9 protein-coding genes are annotated in these 17,716 nt (G+C 44.0%); 4 read left to right on the forward strand and 5 right to left on the reverse strand.

Features of this window, described 5'->3' with window-relative positions; genetic code table 11:
- Positions 1–875: 875 nt before the first annotated feature.
- On the forward strand, positions 876–1,085 hold the full coding sequence (locus QUA10_RS22080; protein WP_333084713.1) for a hypothetical protein: 210 nt from the start codon (positions 876–878) through the stop codon (positions 1,083–1,085).
- Between the two features lie 137 nt (positions 1,086–1,222).
- Here the strand turns inward: QUA10_RS22080 and QUA10_RS22085 are convergent, their stop codons facing one another.
- Positions 1,223–1,912, reverse strand: a complete 690-nt coding sequence (locus QUA10_RS22085; RefSeq protein ID WP_333084712.1) for a type II CAAX endopeptidase family protein — start codon at positions 1,910–1,912, stop codon at positions 1,223–1,225.
- Between the two features lie 364 nt (positions 1,913–2,276).
- Here QUA10_RS22085 and QUA10_RS22090 point away from each other — a divergent pair, with 364 nt between their 5' ends.
- Both QUA10_RS22090 and QUA10_RS22095 read left to right on the forward strand, forming a co-directional pair.
- Positions 2,277–3,866, forward strand: a complete 1,590-nt coding sequence (locus QUA10_RS22090) for an Hsp70 family protein (protein WP_333084711.1) — start codon at positions 2,277–2,279, stop codon at positions 3,864–3,866.
- 77 nt (positions 3,867–3,943) lie between these two features.
- The gene (locus QUA10_RS22095; protein WP_333084710.1) at positions 3,944–4,771 is read left to right on the forward strand and encodes a YwqG family protein; all 828 of its coding nucleotides are present in this window, start codon (positions 3,944–3,946) and stop codon (positions 4,769–4,771) included.
- A 191-nt stretch (positions 4,772–4,962) separates the two neighbouring features.
- Here the strand turns inward: QUA10_RS22095 and QUA10_RS22100 are convergent, their stop codons facing one another.
- The 4 genes from QUA10_RS22100 to ftsH3 all read right to left on the reverse strand — a co-directional run bounded on the left by QUA10_RS22100 (position 4,963) and on the right by ftsH3 (position 8,819).
- Positions 4,963–5,484, reverse strand: a complete 522-nt coding sequence (locus QUA10_RS22100; protein ID WP_333084709.1) for a L,D-transpeptidase — start codon at positions 5,482–5,484, stop codon at positions 4,963–4,965.
- A 108-nt stretch (positions 5,485–5,592) separates the two neighbouring features.
- Positions 5,593–6,231 (reverse strand): bifunctional 4-hydroxy-2-oxoglutarate aldolase/2-dehydro-3-deoxy-phosphogluconate aldolase, encoded by a 639-nt coding sequence (locus tag QUA10_RS22105; RefSeq protein WP_333084708.1) that lies wholly within the window; start codon positions 6,229–6,231, stop codon positions 5,593–5,595.
- Between the two features lie 239 nt (positions 6,232–6,470).
- Positions 6,471–6,833 carry a nuclear transport factor 2 family protein gene (locus QUA10_RS22110; RefSeq protein WP_333084707.1) on the reverse strand — a complete coding sequence of 121 codons (363 nt, stop codon included), beginning with the start codon at positions 6,831–6,833 and terminating at the stop codon, positions 6,471–6,473.
- Positions 6,834–6,980: 147 nt separating this feature from the next.
- Entirely contained in the window at positions 6,981–8,819 is a 1,839-nt protein-coding gene (gene ftsH3, locus QUA10_RS22115; RefSeq protein WP_006633639.1) for an ATP-dependent zinc metalloprotease FtsH3, read from the reverse strand.
- A gap of 558 nt (positions 8,820–9,377) precedes the next feature.
- Between ftsH3 and QUA10_RS22120 the strand changes: the two genes are divergently transcribed.
- Positions 9,378–17,609, forward strand: a complete 8,232-nt coding sequence (locus QUA10_RS22120) for an FkbM family methyltransferase (protein ID WP_333084705.1) — start codon at positions 9,378–9,380, stop codon at positions 17,607–17,609.
- Positions 17,610–17,716 lie beyond the last annotated feature (107 nt).

Below are 17,716 nucleotides of genomic sequence, written 5' to 3' on the forward strand. Positions count from 1 at the left end.
CGGGACAATTCGGCATAGTTCACAAAAAACTTATCAAGGCTACTATCTTACCATCATTACTTCTTGGCCACTACCCAATATGCAGTAGATAGACATCGCCTTTGGCAAAATTTTATACTCGATTCAAAAGGGGAATTCTTACCTTGAGAATGTTGATTGCCTCATTGAACCAACAGAGGTAAATACCAATCATTGGCTGTGGTTTTTTGGTAACTGTGCTGTCGGTATTGCTTGATACAATATCCTATTTGGTCAAGATTCAGAGATGGTAGTTTTCTCAGATACCAGCAGGGGCGCTATCGCGCGAATCACCGTTGTGAACGCGCGAATGAGGGGATAAACCCTGTTTTTCAAGCGATATCCCTAGCCCTCAGTTGCCGTATGTTCCTGAAAAAACCTGGTTGAGGCGCCCACTGTTTGAAAAAATAGGTTTCCCAATCGTGCTACAGAACATAGAGTTTCACCGATATAAATTTAATTAGCTGCCTGAGTTTTAAATTTGTTAATAAAAGGCGATCACATGAAAAAGTTCCCAAAAGAGACTGCCACTTCGGGGCAAAGTATATGTAGCGTCCTTGACCAAGTTCTGTATAAGTAATTACCGTAAAAAAAATCCTACGCAAATTATCAAATTATCCTAGAAAGATCAAAGGAATACTCAAGGTTGAGCCGCCTATATCGTGCAAACCTTGACTCCTAAGCAGTAGCAGCAACTTCGTGGTATTTATCAAACGATTTCGCGTACAAAAAATTTCATGTTATGAAAAGATCATTTTTCCTAAGTTTGCAATTCCAGATGAAAATCGGTGTGCTGTTGGGGCCCTGCCGCCGATGATTGTAGCGATATGTTGGCCAGTTTTCAAGCAGCTAAAATTATGAGATCGCCAGCAAAACCCAACCTAGAATTAAAACCAGATGCCTTAACGAAAAGCATCTTCCGGTGGGAAGATATGAACGGTCGATTATTGCACAGCATCAGTCAAGAACTCAGTACAATCAGCATCAATATCAATGCCAGCAAACACTTGTCGCTGCTAGTTGGCATCAACCGCAGCTATAGCCACATATACCTTGCCAAATCTTAAAATTTATCAGGGTACATTATCGCCCGCGGCATGGCACGCCGCCCGGATGATGGGGGGAGAGATTGATCTGGAGAGTGAGTTGGGCAAAAAGTCAATTTTTACTGTAGAATTGCCTGCGATTGTCGCTGAAAAAGCAGCTAGTTAAAAAGAATTTGCCAACCAATAGTTGCTAGGGCTAAATCTGCGATCGCGTGGCTGATATAACTCGACCAAAGTGAACGGTAAGTCACATAAGAGTGCGACCAAATTATCCCGGCGGCGAAGACAGCTAATGAACCTAATAGCACAGCCTGCCAGTCGCTGTAAGCTGCTATTACAAAAATGTGGTGGAGGGTGAAAAATAGCGAACTCAGAAATATTGCTTTTGTGCCCGGTATGAGAATCTGGCACTTGTTGCAGACAAACCACCGCCAAGTAAATTCTTCAATCAGCGAGTTAAGTAGCACAAAATATGCTTCTACAATCAAGTAAATAGTAGGGCTGCTAATACCTAATTGGTACGATTTTTCTTTAGCAACTACAGGATCGATCGACTGCTGACCGAAAAGGCTATAGATACCCAGAATTACCGCAAACATGAATATTCCCCAAATAGATCCAGCCAGCAATTCTTGGCACTTGGGTAGGGATAAACTGAGCTTTTCGCGATCGACAAAAACAGACCAGGCGATCGGAAAAACCAACAACCAAACTTGACAAAAGACTGACAGTGTTTGTCCCCAGCTTCCAGGGGCAATATACAAGGCTGCTATGATACCGATACTAGCGGCAGGGACAAGCAGTGTTAAAGCCAATAGTGCTGAGTTGCGATCGCCCATGTCCAACATTTTTTACGCTTCATTACAAAATTGGATTAATACCAAAGGTAAAAAATTGCGACGGCGGAGAGATTATACCATTTTCAAGAAACAATGCAACTGTATGCCCAAATTCCCAACCCTTATGCAGTTAGTCATTCTCAAGTTTTTAATATAAAATCTAGAAGGGTATGAGTTTTGTGCCGTTTATAAAAGTGGCGCTTATTTGTTGCAAATAAAAATATGCATTTGCACAAAATTGAAGACTCCGCCGCGAAATCTGTTCCGGTTGTAACAAAATCTTTATTCAAGGACAATTTGAGAATCTATTTGCATTTGTGGCTCTAAATACCATAATATAATCTAATCCCTAGTAGCTGTGTATTTTGGCTGAATGACGATCGCAATTGATTTTGGAACTAGCAACACCGTCGTCGCTCGCTGGAATCAAGTCCTCCAGCAGCCCGAAACTTTGAAATTACCGGGATTGTCGGCAATCTCGGCTCAAAATCCGCCCCTAATTCCCAGTTTACTCTACGTTGAGGACGCTGCTCAAAGTAAAGTCATACTCGGTCAGCAAGTCCGCGACAAAGGCCTGGATTTGAGTGGAGATTCTCGGTTTTTTCGCAATTTTAAGCGGGGAATTGGCACTTCAGTTCAGGGTTTTGTGCCGGAACTTGACGAGCAACTTATTACTTTTGAACAAGTAGGTGAGTGGTATTTGAGCCAAATTGTAAACTCAATTCGCGAACTGCCTTTGCCGATCGACTCTTTGATTTTTACTGTGCCGGTAGATAGTTTTGAAGCTTACCGCCATTGGTTGGGCAAAGTGTCACAATCTCTGCAAGTAGAACAGGTGCGAATGTTGGACGAACCGACGGCGGCTGCTTTAGGTTACGGTTTAGCCGATCGCGAAAATCTGTTAGTCATTGATTTCGGGGGTGGCACTCTAGACCTTTCTTTAGTGCGTTTGGACGCTTCCGCCGACAAAAAGCCCCTCGGTTTTATTCTTAAGTGGGGCGAAAAGTTATTAGCTGAATCTTCAGCGCAAAAAACAAAAGTTGCCCGGGTTTTGGCTAAAGCCGGACAAAATTTAGGCGGTTCTGATATTGATAATTGGCTAGTTGATTATTTTGTTCAAACAAAAGGGCTGGCAAAATCTCCGATTACAACGAGATTAGCAGAACGGTTAAAGATTCAGTTGTCTTTAGTAAATCAGGCTGTTGAGGTTTATTTTGATGACGAAAATTTTGAGAGTTACGAATTAGAATTAGGCAGAAATCGTTTTGAATCTATCCTCGCGGAACATCAGTTTTTTGATAAACTAGACGACTGCATGAATCAAGTATTGCAGCAAGCGCGACGCCAAGGCTTAGAAATTGGCGATATCGATGCAGTTTTGCTAGTTGGCGGTACTGTACAAATTCCCGCTGTCGGGCGTTGGGTGCAGCAATATTTCGATCCAGCAAAAATTCGCTGTGACAAACCCTTTGAGGCGATCGCCCAAGGTGCTCTGCAACTGAGTCAAGGGCTAGAAATCAAAGATTTTCTCTATCACAGTTACGGAATTCGCTATTGGAACCGCCGCGACAATTGCCACAGTTGGCACAGTTTAATCAAATCCGGCCAGTCTTATCCGATGAGCGAACCGGTAGAATTAGTCTTGGGAGCTTCTTTAGAAAGTCAGCCAAGTATAGAATTAATTATCGGCGAATTGGGAGCGGAAACTGGCGGCACGGAGATATATTTTGACGGCGACAGGCTAATTACTCGCCAACTCGCGGGCCAAACATCGGTACAGCCCTTAAATGATAAAGAAGGAGCCCGCAGCATCGCGCAATTGACGCCGCCTGGGTATCCGGGGAGCGATCGCATAAAAGTTTTGTTCCGCGTTGACGAACAGCGCTTTTTGCGAATTACCGTGGAAGATTTGCTGACAAATCAAACATTGTTAGAGGATAAAACCGTGGTGCAGCTAAGTTAAGGATAGACTTTACAGGTAAGGTGCGCTTCGGCGCACCCTACGGATTGTCTTCAAAACAAATTGATTGTTAAAAGCAGATGAACTACAAACTAGAATGTCCACTCTCTCCAGAACTAGACAAGTATCGCGACCGAATCGAAGCTACCATTAAACCTTATATCGAAATTCAAACCCAGAATAATGATGACGTTAATTGGTGGCAGAGTAAATTTGGGGGATTGCCTTATTTACCTAAAGGCTTTGAATATCCCAAAACTTGTGACGGTAAATATTTATTTTTGCTAGCGCAACTCAACTTTGATGAAATACCGCCTTTAGATGGTTTTCCCCATCGGGGTATCTTACAGTTCTATATAGCTGACGATGACCTATATGGTTTAAATTTGGACAATTCTGCCAATGCAGATAATCATACAATCGAAGACCAATTCAAAATAATCTATTTTCCTCAGCCCGACTTCCAAATTGAAAAAATCATTACCAATTATGATTTTTTGCCGAAACCTGAAGCTTTTCCTGTTGATGGCTGTTGCAGCTTGCAATTTACTAAAAAATATGCGCCGATTAGTACCAGTGACTACAAATTTACCGAACTTTTAGGCGAGGAATTTAATGAGTTATTTACGAACCCTGAAATTGAGGATGAATACCTACAAATATCGCCTTCCTTTGGTCATAAAATAGGTGGTTATCCGGATTTTACACAAGCCGATGTCAGAGAATATGCTACTAACGGCGAGGGAGAAATCATGCCAAAAATTCTTTTATTACAAATGGATATTGACAGCAATGATACAGTAAATATTATGTGGGGAGACACTGGTATAGGTAATTTTTTTATTGATGAAACAGCCCTCAAAAAATTAGATTTTAGTAAGGTGTTATACAATTGGGATTGTTATTAAAAGCAGCAGTTAATCAAGCACGCCTAAGCAAACAAGGACTTATGCACTCCGAATAAAGAAACCGGGTTTTTTACCGAATCTGCGGGCTGTAACCTCTGTATTTCGCAAAAAAAACCGGTTTCTGACCACCGGTGCATAAGTTCTAATAATGTTCGACTATGCCCGATGCCCGATGCCCAATTCCCAATGCGCTAAACCTGAGATTTGTGCACCACCACCGGCGTCCCCACCGAGGCCCATTCAAATAGCCATTTAGCGTGATTGACAGCTACATTTGTGCAGCCGTGAGTAACGGGATTGCCAAACAAATTGTGCCAGTAAGCGCCGTGAATTGCCATGCCTCCGTCGTAATACATTGTATAGGGAACGTCGGGCACGTCGTAGTCCGGCCCAGTCATTCTAGTAACGCGGTGTTTGGTTTCAACGGCAAAGGTTCCCGTGCGGGTGGGAGTCGATGATTTGCCGCTGGAAATAATCACCGCGTAAACGGGTGTATTTCCTTCCCAAGCTATTAACCTTTGTCTTGACAAATCTATTTCAATCCACCGTTCGCTGGATTGCTGCAACAACATAATTTTATTGGCAATTATGTTGTGCTGTTCGCTGGCAAATGCGGTCATTGAACCACCGCAGAATGTAGCAAAAGTGAGGGCGCAGCCGGCAAAGAAAGTTCCCGCGCGACGGAAGTAAGTTGAGTTGATAATGCTGTTCATTTCTCACACCTCGTACTATTTTAGATTTTAGATTTTAGATTTTAGACTTTAGATTGGCTTGTCCTATTTTAGATTTTAGATTTGAAATGTTGGATTTGGAAACTGGACTTAACAAGTTGTTAAGTTTTGGGCGAGAGTTTGGGCAATTTGGACGATCGCTCGCCAATCGCGATTTTCCACTAAGTGTTTAGGAAATAAGTCTCCGGCTAAACCCACGGCGATCGCCCCGGCGTCTATAAATACTTTCGCATTTTCCAGCGTCACCCCGCCAGTGGGAATTAAAGGAATATTTCCCAGGGGGCCTTGCAGGCTTTTCAGGTAGGTGGCGCCTCCCAAAGCGGATATCGGAAACACTTTAACGCAGGTAGCGCCTGCTTGCCATGCGGTTAGAATTTCCGTGGGAGAAAAAGCACCAGGGACGATCGGCACTCCGGCATCAACTGCTGTTTTAATCATAGTTAAATCGGTGTGCGGCGTAAATAGAAATTGAGCGCCGCAGTCTATTGCTTGTTGCAACTCTTCTAAGTTTAATAAAGTGCCGGTGCCAATACTAAAAGTAGGGAATTCAGACCGGAGTTCCGCAATTAATTCAGCGACTTTGTGGGTATTCCAAGTAATTTCAATAAACTGGATTCCGCCTGCTGCTACCGCTGATGCCATCTGCCAAGCAAGTTGCTTTTCTGAGGAACGGATGACTGCGATCGCCCGATGTTTTTTTAGTAGTGTCAACCAAGATTGATGATTCATGCTAACTGATTTTGCCCCCAGATAATTCAATACAGTTCATATCGGAAGACCGAGCGGTTGAAACCGCGTATATACAAGCAAAACCCACCTCCGTGGGTTTCCGAGGGGGCGGTTAAAATTGCGTTATTTTCTTTACACCACAGGCGAGTGGACTGCGTTTGACTCGCTAGCTAGAGTAAGTAAAGCCTCAGCATCGCTCGGTTGTGCATCCATATTACCGCCATTTGGATAACCTCGCTCTACCCGTTGTAATGAGCAACAACTTTAGTCACTTTTCCGGTTGAACTGACTTCCATAAACTCACCTGCCTTCGTGCCTTTTTGGTTGATGTAGTAAAGGACAACACTGGAAAGTCCCCACATCATATCAAGCAACTCAAACTTGAGGTCAGGATAAACTTCCAGCCCCTTTTTGAAGTAGTTTCGTAGCGCTTCTTTGCCTGTCACTGTCCCAGATGGTTCGTTTAGCAGTTGCGCTGCGACAGGCGATATCAGAATTACATCTTCTGCGTAATGGGACATGATTCGATCGAGGTTATGAGTATTCCAAGCTTCAACCCAATCAAGTGCAAGTTCACGCGCTCTATCTTCAGTGACGATCATGGTTTGCTACTCCAATGCTTTTTTTGGCTGCTTCCTGTGTGCCCACAAAAAAATCGGGGCGATTCCAGACAATCCCAGAATCACCCCAATTATCGATTTCAAATTTTAGATTAAATCTAAAATCCCAAATCTAAATTGTAAAATCGATTAGGCGATCGTCGCCATTTTCACATCGCTATTAGCTAACAAATTTTGCAATTCATCCGCATCCACCGTTTCCTTTTCAACTAGCATATCTGCCAAAGCATTAAGGACGTGGCGGTTGCCGACGAGTACATCTTTAGCGCGACGGTAAGCTTGCTCTACCAACAAACGCACTTCATCGTCGATCGTCGCTGCGGTTTCTTCAGAGAAATCGCGTTCAGCCATGATATCGCGACCCATGAACATATTGCCTTGTTGGCGACCCAGAGCTACAGGGCCTAGCCGATCGCTCATTCCGAAGCGAGTCACCATTTGGCGTGCTACTCTTGCCACTTGCTGCAAGTCGTTCGACGCACCGGTTGTTACTTCTTCTTCGCCGAAGACAATTTCTTCAGCAATGCGGCCGCCCAAAGCTACGGCCATTTGATTTTGCAAGTAAGACCGAGAATACAAGCCAGAATCCATCCGATCTTCGCTTGGTGTGAACCAAGTCAAACCGCCAGCGCGGCCGCGGGGGATAATGCTAATTTTCTGCACGGGGTCATAATCGGGCATCAGCGCACCGACTAAAGCGTGACCTGCTTCGTGGTAAGCTACCAAAGTTTTGCGCTTTTCGCTCATCACGCGGTCTTTCTTTTCCGGGCCTGCGAGCACGCGGTCGATGGCATCGTTGACTTCATCCATCGAGACTTCGGTCAAGTTGCGGCGGGCGGCTAAAATTGCTGCTTCGTTGAGTAGGTTGGACAAATCCGCACCGGTGAAACCGGGTGTCCGGCGGGCGATTTTTTCCAAGTCCACGTCTTTCGACAAAGTTTTGCCGCGGGCGTGAACGTTGAGAATTTCTAGGCGGCCTCCGAAGTCGGGGCGATCGACCACAACTTGGCGATCGAAGCGACCCGGACGCAGCAGCGCCGCATCGAGCACATCGGGGCGGTTGGTGGCAGCAATCAAAATGATGCCAGTATTACCCTCAAAGCCGTCCATTTCGGTCAGCAACTGGTTCAGGGTTTGTTCCCGTTCGTCGTTACCACCGCCCAAACCAGCGCCACGCTGGCGGCCTACCGCGTCAATTTCATCGATAAATACGATACAAGGAGCGTTAGATTTAGCTTGTTCAAACAAGTCGCGGACGCGGGAAGCACCGACACCCACGAACATTTCCACAAATTCTGAACCGGAAATCGAGAAGAAGGGAACGCCTGCTTCTCCAGCCACTGCTTTTGCCAGCAGGGTTTTGCCAGTTCCGGGAGGGCCGACCAGCAGCACGCCTTTGGGGATTTTTGCTCCGACTGCGGTGAAGCGGTCTGCATTTTTCAGGAAGTCCACGACTTCTGCTAGCTCTAGCTTGGCTTGTTCGATGCCTGCCACGTCGCCGAAAGTCACCTGAGTTTGTGGCTCCATTTGGACTCTAGCTTTGGATTTGCCGAAGTTCATGGCTTGGTTGCCGGGCCCGTTTTGGGCGCGCCGCACCAGGAAAAACAGTCCGACCAAAAGCAGAATCGGGAAGAACAGGCTGCTGAGGGCTTTTACCCAGAAGCCTTCGTCGCTTTGGGGCAGAACTGAAATATCTACGTTATTTTTGGTCAGGATGTTGATCAGTTCGGGGTCGTTCGGCAGGTTAACGAGTACCTTGTTGCCGTCCTGGGCTGTGACCAGGGCTTTGCTGCGATCGGAACTGATATTTATTTTGTCTACTCTCTTGCCTTCGACTTCCTGAATGAATTGACTATACTTCCAGACTTCCCGGCTTGGGGGCTGTTTGTCAAAAAAAGCCGTTGCTAAGGCAATGACTACAATAGCCAGCAGTGCGTACAGGCCAGCGTTTCTCCACCGTTTATTCACCGAGGTCGATCCTCCTAATTTTTAGTCCCTGTGATTTGGGAATTTTTATTTATGTTCATCAATCTTAACGTAATTGTAACTTGTTTTTGTGTGGTGAGGAATCCCGGCCATGCTGCGGCGGTCTGAGGTCGCGGGAACGGAACTGCCCTGGGCTTCGTCGGGAGATGCGGGTGCTGTCCTAATTTTTGCGTTTCCTCATACACTATAAGACAGAATTTGTCAAGATTTTCAAAAGTGGTGGCGATCGCGTTAATCCCTTTTTCGGTTAAATAGCCATGCAGAAACCGGGTTTGTTGACGGAAATACTGCACTTGAGTCTTTAATTGGAGTGAAAAATCCGGTTTCTTTGGTAGTGACGCGTAAGTTCTCTTAAACTCTTAAGTAAGGTAAAGTAGGACTGACCCAGAAACCAAGTGCGTTTACCAAAAATCGTCATTTACCTCAATAGTCTGAGCTCAAAAACCAGCTTTCTTTCGTAACTAAATTTGACTTCAAGGTTTTTTTGAGAAAACGCATTCCCAGATTAATAGCACAATGAATTAAGGAGAACATTCGATCATGACTTCAGAAATCAATCAAATTATTCCCGCAGAAATTAAGTACGATCAATTTTATCAGGCTATTAAACAAATAGCGAAAGAAGAAGATATCCAAACCATTTTAGAAATAGGGTCATCTTCCGGCGAGGGAAGTACAGAAGCATTTGTCACAGGAATTAGAGAAAATCCCCATCATCCTCAACTTTTTTGCATGGAAATTTCCCAGGCAAGATTTACCGCATTACAAAACAGATATGCTAAGGACGGCTTTGTAAAATGTTATAATGTCTCGTCAGTAGGAATTAATAAATTTGCTCGAGAAAAAGAAGTTATTGATTTTTATAATTCTTACCAAACTGCACTGAACCAATACCCCCTAGAACGAGTTTTAGAGTGGCTCCGACAAGACCTAAAATATCTCCAAGATTCTAGAGTGTCTCAGGCAGGAATTAAGCAAATAAAATCAGAAAATAAAATCATTTTTTTTGATGTTGTCTTAATAGATGGTTCGGAATTTACCGGGGAAGCTGAATTAGATGAAGTCTATGGGGCTAAATTTATATTGCTAGATGATATTCATACCTTTAAAAACCATAAAAATTACCATAGACTTCTCAAAGATCCTAATTATAAACTCTTATTGCATAATCTTCATCTGCGAAATGGTTATGCCATTTTCCAGCAAGAAAAATTTGCTTTTAATGAAGAACAAATCGAACAACGGCTTGTACAAAGATTAGTTCGTCAAGGGATGACTGTTTTCGATATTGGAGCAAATATTGGTAACTATTCTCTTTTGTTTAGTAATTTAGTCGGACGTGAAGGAAAAGTATATTCATTTGAGCCGACTTCAACTACTTTTAATACACTTAAAGGACGAACAGAAAATAATCAGAATATTTTCGTGTTTCAGAATGCAGTATTTTCCGAGAATAAACTGATTCAATTTAATGAATTTCCTGATGAGTTTTCGGTTTGGAACAGCATCGGCAGACCGCAGATGAAAAATCCCGAAAATCCCCAGGAATATGTACCTATTGTAAAAAGCGAAACCGTTAGCGCGATTACAGTTGATTCATTTTGTCAAAAACATAATATTGAGAAAATTGATTACTTAAAAATCGATGTAGAAGGAGCTGAAAGTGATGTTCTTAATGGTTGCCTGAATCTTTTAGCAAGAAAAGCAATTGAGTTTATTCAGTTTGAAATATCTCAAAAAATGTTAGAGGGAATGCAGCACACCGCCAAAGAAACTTTTGATTTACTCATGGCTAATGGTTATGAGTGTCATTGTATAGAAAAAACGGGTGCGATTGGTGGAGCAGTTGTCAACTCTAAGGCTTTCTATGAAAATTATATTGCGTTTCCATCACTTCCCCTTCATTTCTTTACCATCGTTCTCAATGGTGAACCGTTCATCCGTTATCATATTGATGTCTTGAAAAAATTACCCTTTCGATGGCACTGGCATATTGTCGAGGGGGTGGCAGATTTAAAACATGATACGGCTTGGAGTGTCAATCTGGGCGGTAACATTTCTGATGATGTTCATCGCGACGGACGCAGCCTGGATGGGACTACCGAATATTTAGATGAACTGGCTCGTCTTTATCCCCAAAATATTAGTATTTATCGTAAGCCAGAAGGCGAATTTTGGGAAGGGAAACGAGAAATGATAAATGCTCCTCTTTCCCGGATTTCTGAAGAGTGTTTATTGTGGCAAATTGATGTAGATGAGCTCTGGACTTTTGAGCAGATTTGCCAAACTCGACAGATGTTTATTGAACATCCTGAAAAAACAGCGGCTTTTTATTGGTGTTGGTATTTTGTTGGGGAAAATTTAGTTATTAGCACTCGTAATTGTTATGCAAATAATCCTCAATATGAATGGCTACGCACTTGGCGTTTTAAACCAGGTATGGTATGGGCAACCCATGAACCGCCCAGATTAGCGGAACCCTTACCTAACGGTAAATGGCGTGATGTCGCGTTTGTTAATCCTTTTCGACATCAAGAAACCGAAAAAGAGGGGTTGGTTTTCCAACATTTTGCCTACGTTACCCCGAATCAATTGCGCTTTAAAGAGCAATATTATGGTTATAAAAATGCGACTTCCCAATGGTTGAATCTGCAACAACAGACTCAATTTCCTGTGTTATTGCGTCAATACTTTGATTGGGTTAATGATGAGAGTCAAGTCAATAGCGCGATTGCTTGTGGATTAGAACCCCTTGCACAACGAGATATTAATACAAAAAGGTGGCAATTTAAAACAACGGTGTCTCCTTTACCTGCACTTGCTGTTAAACCGAGTCAAAAATCTCCGACAATTCTCATTGATGGTGTATTTTTTCAACATAATAATACAGGCATTGCTCGCGTTTGGAAATCCCTGTGGCAAGAATGGGCTAATACGAACTTTGCTCAAAATATTATCATTTTAGATCGAAACGGAACTGCCCCAAAAATTCCCGGTATCCGTTATCGAACTATTCCCCTTTACGATTATGGTGATACCGATCGCGATCGCGCGATGCTCCAACAAATCTGCGATGAAGAAAAAGCCGATTTATTTATTTCTACTTACTACACGACACCAATTTCAACGCCATCGGTATTCATGGCTTATGACATGATCCCAGAGTTGATGGGACAAAATATTGGTCATCCCGAGTGGAGAGAAAAGCATAACGGTATCCGCCATGCCTGGGCTTACATCACCATTTCCGAAAATACAGCCCGCGATTTAGTTAAGGTTTTTCCTCATATTCCTTCAAGTTCTGTCGCTGTAGCGCACTGTGGCATTGATGCCAATTTTTCGCCAGCCGATAGAGAAGAAATTTCAGGCTTTAAGTCAAAATACAGCATTACCAAGCCCTATTTTCTTTTGGTAGGCGAAAGGGTAGGCTGGCATGGTTACAAGAACGGGATATTATTCTTCAAAGCCTTTTCTCAACTTGCCAACAAGTTTGACTTTGATATAGTCTGTGCAGGTGGCAAACCTATATTAGAACCAGAGCTGGAATTGTACTGTTCTGGGAATACTGTCCACACGCTGCAACTAAGCGACAGCGAACTGAGAGCTGCTTATTCTGGTGCTTCCGTGTTAGTTTATCCGTCGAAATATGAAGGCTTTGGGTTGCCAGTCCTTGAGGCAATGGCTTGCGGTTGTCCAGTCATCACCTCTCCAAACGGTTCGATTCCAGAAGTAGCAGGACAAGCAGCGGTTTATGTAAACGGGGATGATGTTATTGGGCTTGTCAATGCTTTGCGGGAAATACAGAAGCCAAATATCCGCAACTCATTAATTGCGGCGGGGTTAGAGCAAGCTAATAAGTTTTCTTGGTCGAAAATGGCTGCCACTGTTAGCTCACTTTTGCTTCAAGTAGCTGAGCGCGCACATTCGGAGAATGCTTCCGTTCAACAGCCAACTGATCCAGGCTTGCAGGGGGAATTCGGGAATGCTGAGAACTCCCAGCCTGTCCCCTCCGCTTTTAAAGTATCTGCGATCGTTTCTACTTACAATTCCGAAAAATTTATCCGCGGCTGCTTGCAGGACTTGGTAGAGCAAATGCTGTACAAACAAGGTCAACTCGAAATCATAGTAATTGACAGCGGTTCCCAAGAAAATGAACAGTCTGTTGTGCGGGAATTTCAAGCGAAATATCCGAATATTGTGTACGATCGCACTTCGGATCGCGAGACATTATATGCAGCCTGGAATCGAGGCATTAAGATGTCGCACGGAGCTTACATAACTAATGCTAACACCGATGACAGACACCGCCCCGATGCCCTAGAAATCATGGCGAAATACTTGGACGAAAACTCCACAGTAAGTCTGGTGTATGCTGACCAATTAATTACCAACACAGCTAACGATACTTTTGCCACAACCCAAGCCGAAAAGCGCTGGAATTGGCCAGCATTTGACTACAGCGAACTCGAACGGCGCTGCATTATTGGCCCCCAGCCGATGTGGAAAAAATCGCTGCACGAAAAATACGGCTATTTCCGAACAGAATTTACTGCTGCTGGCGATTACGAATTTTGGCTGCGGATTGGCAAAAGCGAAAATATTGTGCACTTGCCAGAAATTCTCGGCTTGTACTGCGAAAATCCACAAGGTTTGGAACATTCATCGCCAATATCGCAGCAAGAAACTCGGCAAATATGGGATGAATATGGGATCGCCCGCCGAGGTGTAAAACCAGCCACTACATTACCTGTTTCAATCTCTCCATCACAGCTAAATGCCATGCCCTACCGCACCTCCGCAGAAACACTCGTCAGCGTAATCATTCCCTGCTACAACCACGCAACTTTACTCAGAGAAGCTGTTGAAAGTGTTGTCAGTCAAACTTATTCAAACTGGGAGTGCATAATTGTCAATGATGGCAGCACGGATGATACCAGCAACTTCGGAAAATATTTAATTAAACTGTATCCTCAAAAATCGCTTCGCCTCATAGATAAACCCAACACCGGGCCGGCTGATTCGAGAAATCTTGGCGTTGAGCAGTCGTCAGGAAAGTTTATTTTATTCCTAGATGCTGATGATAAACTTCATCCCAAATTTCTAGAGGAGTGCGTCGAAATTTTATTAGCAAAACCGAATGTTGGTTTTGTCTATACAGATGTGCAGCACTTCGGATCCAACTGCGATTTAGTTGTTCACGGTGACTTTGATGCCAATCGGTTTTTGAGAGACAATCAAGCCCCCGCTACTTCCCTATTTAGAAGGGAGATTTACGAGCAAGTAGGCGGCTTGAAAAAAGTGATGAAGCTGGGATGCGAAGATTGGGAATTTTGGGTTTCTGCCTATGAAAAAGGGTGGTTAGGCGATCGATTACCTAAGCCTTATCTCTATTACAGGCAGCACGGCGACGGCTCTAGCAGAACCCAAAAAATGGCAGGCGATCGCCCAAAATTAGACTTAATGAGAGCCACAATTATTCACCTCCACTCTCAACTTTACAAACCCGAAGAAGTGCGTTGGTCACAGCAGATTTTGCAGCAACACGGCAATTTAATAGCTAATGAGTTAGTTGAATTTAGCAAACCCGAACAATTTTTAACTTTGCTGTCCCAATATGTGGGAGAGTATCAAAAAGACCAAGCTAATGAAGTAAACCTCGCTAACATCCGCCAATCCCGCCAGCAACTTGCCAATTATTGGCTGAATCTGCCCGCAGAACAACTGGCAAATGCCTATGGCGGTGATGCAGGTAAGGCGCATCAGCTACTGCTCAAAAGTAACATCAAAGATGAAGCGCTGACAGATGCCGAAAAGATTGTTATCGATCGCCTAACAGCACATCTTTCCCAGGGAATTAAAACTCCCAAAGATATTAACTACTTACTGGCAGCCGCCCTCTATCGTCGTGCAGATCAGTTACTGCTGAAGTATGAAAATGCAGCTATACCTAATTGGTTTGTCAACGACTATCTCAAATTTATGTTTGCTGCGCCTACTCTCTTTCAAGAAATAGGAGAGGCTGACAATTATTGCCAGTATGTCCAGGGATGGGTCAGTTATTTGCATAGCAATATCTTCAAGAACCCAAACTCACAAGTGTGGCAGGACATCGCTTGGTTTTTCACTCAAATTGCTAACTTTATTCCTCTGTACTTCAATAGTAGAAATCTCAAGGATATCTACACAAAGCGGGCAGATATTATTGAATATGCTGTGAAAAATCGTGGGGCTGCGATTGATTGCATTTTTCCGGCTCGATCTGCAAACAGGCAGAAAATTCGCCTCGGTGTCCTGACTAAACATTTTGGGGCGATGACGGAAACTTTCGCCACGTTACCCGCTTTTGAATATCTGAATCGAGAGCAATTTGAAATTATTTTATACGCTCTCAATCTCGACGGGAATAAACTAGAACAGTATTGTCAGAGTCGCGCTGACAGACTGGTTAAACTGTCTAATGACTTGCCAAGTCAAGTTCAGGCAATCCGCGCTGATGACTTAGATATTCTGCTGATTGCTACCAATATTACTGCGGTTACTCATCCGATTAGTTTACTAGCATTGCATCGATTGGCGCGGGTACAAACTACCTGTTTTAATTCTCCCGTTACCACAGGAATTCGACACATTGACTATTACATTGCTGGTAAGTTGATGGAACCTGTACCTGAAGGACAGGAGCATTATCGCGAGGAATTAGCAACTATTGACGGGCCTGGCTGCTGTTTTAGCTATACCCTCGAACCTTACACTCCTAACATTAATTTCACCAGAAATAGTATCGGCATTTCCGAGGAATCGGTTGTCTTTATTTCGAGTGCTAATTTGTATAAGCTACTGCCGGAGTTAAGGGAAACATGGGCAAAGATTATTGCTGCTGTTCCTAATTCGGTGCTGTTTTTAATGCCCTTCGGCCCTAGCTGGACTAATCATTATCCTGGGGGGGCTTTTGTAAATAATATGAAAGCCGTTTTTGCTAAGTATGGCATTGAGAGTAATCGTTTGCGGGTGTTGAAGAGTTTTCCTAACCGTGCGGATGTTAAAGAAGTTCTGAAGTTGGGGGATGTTTATTTGGATTCCTATCCCTATGCGGGGACTACTTCTCTTGTAGATCCGTTAGAGGTGGGACTTCCAACGGTGGTTAGGGATGGCGATACTTTGCGATCGAGAATGGGGGCGGCGGTGGTACGATCGCTCTCAATACCTGATTTAATTGCCAATAGCGAAGCATCTTACATTCAGCTAGCCGTTAGTCTCGGCACTAACCCGCAATTGCGTCAGCAAAAACGGCAGGAAATTCAGCAAAAAATGCAAGCTAATCCGGCTTGTTTTGACAGTGTGGCATACTCTGGGGCGATCGGCAAATTATTCCAAGAACTCTTTGGCAAATGGCAAACTAGCCACCTGGAAGCATCCCGCAGCTTACAGGATAGCATTCCCAAGCAGACAGATTTGGGCGAGATGCTCTCGAATGCCCTCAAGCTTTACCAACGAAACTCATCAAACATCTCAGCAATATCCGAACTGCGTCAAATCCGCAAACAAATCGCTGATTTTTGGCTGAACGTTCCCACGGAAAATCTCGAAACCGCCTACAAAAGTGCTTCAGGTAACAGCTATCAAATTCTGCTAAAGAGCGATTTCCAACGTCAACCGATGATGGAAAGCGAACAAATGTTTTTGCAGCAATTAACCCAGATTAGCAAAGGATTAGTCCATCCCAAAGCTGTCAACGCCTTGCTTGCCGCGATGCTGTATTTCCCGCCGGAAACTATGCGAATTCCCGACGCTCGAAACCGTTTGCCGCACTGGTTAATTGGGGATTACGAACAAGTTTTTGAGAGTGAAGCCGCCGTCAAGTATGATTCAACTTCTGACTTGCTCGCCCAATACATTCAATCCCCGCAATTTGTGAATCAACTGTTAGGATGCGTCAATCTTTACCGCATCGATCCGTCAGACGAATCGGTAGTTTTGGAACTCCGCCAAATCAGAAAACAAATGGCTGATTTTTGGCTGACTGTTCCTTCAGAGAAACTAGAAAATTTTTACCGAGGACAAGTTCGCAAGGGATATCAAGCAATTCTTAGCTGTGGCTTGCAAGCAGAATCGATGACTGAAGTCGAACAGCAGTTTTTGCACAAATTGACTGAAATGAGCAAAGGGTTGGTGCAGCCTCAAGCTATCAATGCTCTGCTGGGGGCGATGCTGTATTTTGTTCCTGGTAAAATGCGGGTTCCCGATGCTCGTACCCGCTTGCCGCAGTGGTTGCTTGAAGATTATGAAAAGGTGTTTGACAGCGCGTTTGCGACCACAGAACAAACAGTGGTCAAACAAGATTATATGCCGCAGTTTCTCAATGAATTAACTGCTGCCGTCAATCTCTATGAAATTGACCCTACGGCTGAATTGGTAATAGCAGATTTGCGACAAATTCGTAAGCAAATTGCCGATGTGTGGCTGAGCGTTTCCGGCGAACAAGTAGAAGTTTTGTACCGGAGCAATTTTGGCAAGGGTTACAAAGCACTCTTGGGCAGCGGGTTTATTAACGAGCCGCAGAATGAGAGCGAGCGCGCGTTTTTTAAGTCCTTGGTTGTTGAGTTGAGTAAAGGGTTTGGAACGCCTCAAGCTGTGAATAATTTGTTGGCGGCGATGCTGTATTGTCGCGCTGGACAGTTGCGGGTTCAGGATGCGAATACTTGTTTGCCTCCGTGGTTATTGGAGGATTACGAGCAGTTGGCTGGGGGTGCGGTTAAGGTGGCTGTTGGGTGATGAAAGGCGCAGGTTTTGAGATTTGGGATTAGTTGCTAATCTCAAATTTCAGGATGGAAACGAACCGCGAAGACGCTTATGACACGAAGGAAGAGAATAGAAGGAAA

Origin of the sequence: Microcoleus sp. Pol8_D6 (genome assembly GCF_036700965.1) — a bacterium.
In the GTDB taxonomy this organism is placed as follows: domain Bacteria; phylum Cyanobacteriota; class Cyanobacteriia; order Cyanobacteriales; family Microcoleaceae; genus Microcoleus.